Origin of the sequence: Brevundimonas vesicularis, assembly GCF_032067225.1 — a bacterium.
In the GTDB taxonomy this organism is placed as follows: Bacteria; Pseudomonadota; Alphaproteobacteria; order Caulobacterales; family Caulobacteraceae; genus Brevundimonas; species Brevundimonas vesicularis_F.
This window is the reverse complement of sequence record NZ_DAMBJX010000094.1, coordinates 976-6705: the sequence shown is the minus strand read 5'-3', so window position 1 is coordinate 6705 and position 5730 is coordinate 976. Positions and strand designations below refer to the sequence as shown.

The window sequence follows — 5730 nt, the reverse complement described above, 5'->3', positions numbered from 1 at the left end:
TGCGGGAACGTGGCCGCCCCCTTCGAAGGTCGTAAATAGAACGCGCATGGCTGATCCGGGTTATGTTTCACAAGCCAAAGCCGTGCGAGGCTCTCTGTTCCTCAAACGAGCAAGATCCCGTTGGAACGCGGCGCTGCGTCGCAAACCGCACCTTTGAAACCCACCTCTGCGAAGTGGCTTGTACCGGTCATGGTGCCTGTCCAATGAGCCGCTCCCGTCCGGAACAGCGTGAACAGCTTCGTCGCAGCCTCGCCCACGCGGCCCGTCGTCGACGACACAGAACCGTCCTTCTGGGCCTGCTTGCAATCGGCTGCTTCTTAGCCTTGCTTAGCCATTGACAGAAACACCGCGCTGTCATCTTCGAGATGACTCAAAGTTTGAGGCATTTGCGTAGGTCCGCACTTCGGTGCGCTGCCACCGTCCGCTACTGGCGCATCAGCGCTGTCTGAAGCGTATGGTGAGGAGGGGGCGTTGATCGTGGGAGGTGGCCATGAACCAGCCCGATCTTTTTTGTCTACCTCGTAAGCCCTGGAATGCTGGTCGGATGACTGGAGCCAAGGCTCCACTCCAAGCCTAAGCACATCTGGGCAATCCGACAGCATCTCAAATCGGTTGGATCGGTCCGGGATCTGGCGATGTTCAACGTCGCGCTGGATGCGAAGCTCCGAGGCTGTGATCTGGTGAAGCTTCGGCTAGCGGATATCGCTCAAGGCGGAGCCATTCGCCAGCGCTCGACCATCATTCAGCAAAAGACAGGTCGCCCGGTCCCGTTCGAGATAACTGAGGCCGCGAGGGAGGCGCTAGCGCATTGGCTGGAGCGCCGGGGGCGCCGACGCGACGACTGGCTGTTTCCCAGCCGTAGCAAAGAGGGCGCGCACATAGGCACGCGCCAGTATGCTCGGTTGGTCGATACTTGGGTAAGAATGATCGACCTAAACCCAAGTGCGTATGGGACCCACAGCCTGCGACGGACAAAGGTAGCGTTGATTTACAAAAAGACCGGAAATCTGCGCGCGTGTCAGCTTCTGCTCGGTCACGGAAAGCTGGAAAGCACCGTTAGATACCTCGGCATCGAAGTCGATGACGCTTTGGAGATATGGGAACAGATCGACCTCTAAGCCGGCTTTCGGGCAGTTCGTTGGAGAGCGGACTGCCCAAAAGTCTGCTTAGGGTGGAAAGCGGACGTTGACCTGTAGCTTGTCGACTGACGTGCCGAAAGGCGTAACCAATGGCATTTCCTCGCCGCATCATTGAGACGCCAAGTCTGGCCGTCCCCCTTTTCAATGGGAACCTTTCCGCGTTGTCACTTGGTTGAACCGCTTGAGACTGCCAAGGAAGACCGGCGTCAAATGTGAGCCACCTTAATGAAAATGTCTCGTCGCCAAATGCTTGCCACATCATTGTCGGTGGCTGGGCTGGCGTCTGCCAGCCATTCGGTCGCATCTGAAGCCAGCAGCGTCGAAATCGTAGCGGACCGGTTTGCCGACGCTCAAAACTTCAATGGCGTTATCGCAGTTTCAATCGCCGGCAGCGTAGTCATGCAGAAGGCGTACGGTCTTGGAGATGTTCGCAATCAGTCGCCTGCAAGCACCGCATCGACATACGCGGTAGGATCCATCTCGAAGTGGTTCACAGCCGCTATGGTGCTGCGCCTTGTCGAAATGGGACAACTTCGACTGGACGCGCCTCTGTCCGAGTTGCTTCCCGGGTTTCCCACGAGCAGCGGAGGTGGCGTGACCCTGGCGCATCTGCTGTCCAACACCAGCGGGCTCCCGGATCTTCTGATGCCAGCCGCCAAAGCCGACGCCGAGCTTCGGACATCAACAGCTTCCGCCGGTGAACTTGTCAGGAGATTTGCGCCTGCAACGAACTCATTCGCTCCGGGTTCCAACTTCGACTACGCCTTCATGAACTGGGTGATCGTTCGGGCGGTCATCGAAGCTCATACCGGCGCGGCTTTTGAAGATTTGGCGCAAAAGCTCCTCTTTCAACCAATGGGCCTGCGAAGCACCGGCGTCGCGGAGCGTGGCTTTGAAGGCGTTCCCGGCCTCGTGCCTGCATTTGATGGTGCGACCGCAGAGGCCGGCTTGGATATGAGCACTTGCTTTGGGTATGGGGCCGCTTCGGGTACGTTATATTCCAGCGCCGCTGACTTACTCACCTTTGCCGATCAGCTTCTGAGTGGACCGCATCTATCCCGGCAATCGAAAGCCGAGCTTCTCAAGGTGCGGTATGCGGATCAGGATTACGCATTAGGAGGGCGTGTGCGCACAAGCAACTCAGGACCGATCGCTTGGGAAACGGGATCCGTAGGCGGCTACAAGTCCCTCCTGACGTATCGATTGTCAGACCGTCGATCGGTGGCAGTCGTGAACAATACCGATATGGCGCAATCCACACTCAATGATTTCGCGACTTCCATTTTTGGAATGGTCGTTTAGCCGAGCGTCCGCTTTGGGTCGATTTCTGCCCTCAGCTTCGTTCTCCAATGATGACGCAAGCCCGCGCCGCTAGCAGCGTTCCAGCGAGGTTCGGCAGCGGATGCTTAAGAAGCGCGAGGATAAGTCTGTTTGGTTTGAAGGCGAGCCTCTACAATCAGCTTTGTGAGGCGCTGCTCCCGCAAACGGAGCCGTGAGCCACGCTCAGCCAAAACCCGGTCGGTTGCTTCCACTCTGGTCATCGTATCGGAGTTCCCCAACACGAAATCTACCAAAGCCGTTTGGGCAACCAGTTCCAGTGGCCGACAGTCATACAGCGCGGCGGCGACCACTGCGCCCGCGGGCTCACCGCTCGGCTCGTACTTGCTCGCTGCAGCGTCCAAGCAGCTGTCCCAAGCCTGAACAGCCCCAACCAAAGATGTGACTGTCAACGGCTCTGTCGCACCGATTTGAATAGCTATTGCGACCGCTGTGGCAATCATCAGTTACTCCTTGAAACGTATACGGATGCGCAAAACGGCCACGCAATGTCAGCAATCGTCGTCTGCAAAGTCTACCGCCGCTCGATTGGCCATTTCACGAAAAGCAAGAACCCAAAAAATCCAGCGACGTTGATGTAGGGGATCAGAGCTCCAACGACCCACCATCAAGAGAACCCAGGCCGCCAGAGGATACACGCTGCTGGGTAGTCCAAAACGAAAAGAACGATTCCGACGATAACCCAGTGCCAGATGCTGAAACTGTCAACATCGCCTCCTAGAAAACGATTAGAAGGTTAGGGGAATCTGCGTCGATCGCAACGTCCGCTATGGGTCGATTTCAGTCGTGCGCTTCACCAAGAAAGCGGACGCTCGCCTCTCGGCCAGAAAGCGGTCGCGGTCGGCGTTAGCTACGGGTGGAAAGCAGACAGAGATCGTGGTTCTCTTAGTTTGAAAGTGGGGGAGGCTGATGATCGAGTTCATAGGGATGCTGCTGGCGGGACTGCTAACTTGGGGGCCAGCCGAGCCCACGGGACCCAGCGATGACGCTCACCAAGTCCAGATGCCGGTTAATGACATCGTACAAGCTGGTGGACGCGTCGCCGCTACCGCGTGGACGGCTGTCGGCTCGAACCGGACGCGACCCGCCCTGAGCTATTATGAGGCCGGTCGTCCAGCGATGGTCCTTACCTGTGAGGGCAATTCTACAAACGTGCAGGTTCGAGGCTTCACGCCGAAGCAAGCATGGCCCCAGCCGGAAATGATGATCCGCTTAGGTGACGTCACCCGCTCTGCATCCCCTGATGTTCGGAATATCGGAACGCAGGTGGCCTACGAATTCCACTTTGGTATCGCTGATGAAGTGCTCCAACAGATCGCTGTCTCGGCCCCTATCACTGTGGACTTCAATGGCGAAACCCGCACGTTCCCAAGTCCGCCGGACGATCTTCGACGTAGCTTCACTGACGGGTGCGCCGCTCTGGTTCCTCCCGGCATGAGAGCCTCAGGAGCGGACGTTCCGAAAGTCTGAGATGGGTCGGAATCGGCCAAAAGCATCGGACCAAAAAGCGGACGTACCCAAGCCCAGACCGCATCGATGAATGACGTGTTTTCGGCGCTCAGTGAATGACCGCTCCTGGCGCATTGTAGGCTAGCGGTTGGACCGCCGGCGAATCCGTTACTTGTCCACCGGCTGCTCAGGATCCGGGATGTACCGAATGATCAGATCGCCCACGTAGACAAGACCGGCACCCACCAAGAAGCCTATCGCGATCTGATGCTCCATGAAGCGGGCGCCCAAGAGGGCCAGGACCCCGATCATCATGAACGCCACGCCCGCATGGCTGAAGTTGCGCGCCCACATAGTGAGCCAAATCGCTTGTTGATGAGGGGCCAAGGGCATGTGCGACCTTTAACTTCGAGGTGAAGATTGGGAGTTCCCCGGAGCGCCAAGAGATACCTTTGCCGCCATAGACAGTGCTTCCCTAGAAAGGGGCAAACCAGGCGGCGGATCCCCTCGGCCTAGGCGCTCTGCCAAGGACCTAACGGCCAACTGGAAAATCTCACGCGTAGTGAGGCTCTGACCGGCGAGTGTCTTCAGGAAGGCGTACTGGAAGCCCGTGACTTCGAACTGAATGCCATAAATTCGGCCGTGGCCACGCTCGGTTCTAAGATATCCGGACAGTGGCTCGTCCCGATCTATCATCGCTAACGGGGATGCAAATAGGTTGTCGGCCAGCACGCCAGAGAGCAAGATCTGCTCAGCAACATCTAGCCTGTCTGCTTGCGATCTCAGTTCGTCCAAAGCCGCCCGCGAGATCGTCGCATTCACGGTCCGCCTCGACCGTCGTGGCGGAGGCCAAGTGAGATCTCTCCGCTCTAAGTGCGCCAGAAGGCGGCCCGCGCTTTCCAGTCGTCGCCTGACCGTCGACTGGAGGTCAGGGTCATGCAAGCTCGAACGTTCCTGTTCAAGCCGGGCAACGACGTCCGCGTCAGCGACGATCGCAACGGGGACGTCTGACGATGAGAATGGTGGGGCGATCCCCGGTGCACCAGTCATGAATGCTACTTAACGTCTGTCGACGTAAAGTCATCACCTCTCGACCAGTGGTGGGATGGCAGCGGGTGAAGCGAGACATTTAAGGGACGTCCTGGCGCGAAACGTCCGCATGCTTCGTCAGGAAAGAAAACTGAGTCAGGAGCAGCTCGCAGATGCTTCGGGGCTCCATCGGACCTATGTGGGATCGATCGAACGTAGCGAACGGAACGTTTCGCTGGACAGCTTGAACGCCTTGGCCACCGGTCTTTCGACCGAGGTCTGGAGCCTGCTTCAGCCAAAGCGAGACTAAAAGTCGCTACCGATTGGGATCCGGCTCTTCGACAGGTGCAATCCGGACGACCTCGGCTTCTGGAAGCGCGCCTAGTTCCTTCAAGTCTTGAAGAGCCCCGCTGTAGTCAACGAAGTACTCTCTCCAAGCCTTCATCCCACCAATCCTCCCTATGGCAAGAATCGCGGCTCGATGGCCTGCTACGAGAAGATCCCTTTGACGCTTTAACGTTTGCACTTCAGCCTGGGTCGCTGCGAGACGTTCGGCGAGAAGGGCAGGGGAACTTTTTGAAATTTTGGCAGCGACCTGTCTTACTGCCTTTTGACGACCTTGAGCCGCCTCGACGGCTGCACGCAGGTCGAGCCTTCGGGTGAAGGTGCTGGCATGAGCAAACCGACCTTCCGAGCGCTCCGCGACACCTCGGAAGGTGAGGTCGATGTCCTGTTCGACCATCGTCTGGAGCAAGTGTTCCAGAAACTACTGCTC

General features: G+C 57.8%; 3 protein-coding genes and 1 pseudogene. 3 read left to right on the top strand and 1 reads right to left on the bottom strand.

Going from position 1 to position 5730, the window contains the following annotated elements; translation table 11 throughout:
• Nucleotides 1–490 precede the first annotated feature (490 nt).
• Nucleotides 491–1118 (top strand): annotated as a pseudogene (locus tag RT123_RS15200) (tyrosine-type recombinase/integrase).
• A 246-nt stretch (nt 1119–1364) separates the two neighbouring features.
• Nucleotides 1365–2441: a serine hydrolase domain-containing protein gene (locus RT123_RS15195; protein ID WP_313010037.1), complete on the top strand. Its 1077-nt coding sequence runs from the start codon at nt 1365–1367 to the stop codon at nt 2439–2441.
• 1653 nt (nt 2442–4094) lie between these two features.
• Here RT123_RS15195 and RT123_RS15190 read toward each other — a convergent pair.
• Nucleotides 4095–4319, bottom strand: coding sequence for a hypothetical protein (locus RT123_RS15190; RefSeq protein WP_313010035.1), 225 nt, complete (start codon nt 4317–4319; stop codon nt 4095–4097).
• 712 nt (nt 4320–5031) lie between these two features.
• On the opposite strand from RT123_RS15190, the gene RT123_RS15185 reads away from it, so the two are divergent.
• On the top strand, nt 5032–5265 hold the full coding sequence (locus tag RT123_RS15185; RefSeq protein ID WP_313010032.1) for a helix-turn-helix transcriptional regulator: 234 nt from the start codon (nt 5032–5034) through the stop codon (nt 5263–5265).
• Nucleotides 5266–5730: the final 465 nt, after the last annotated feature.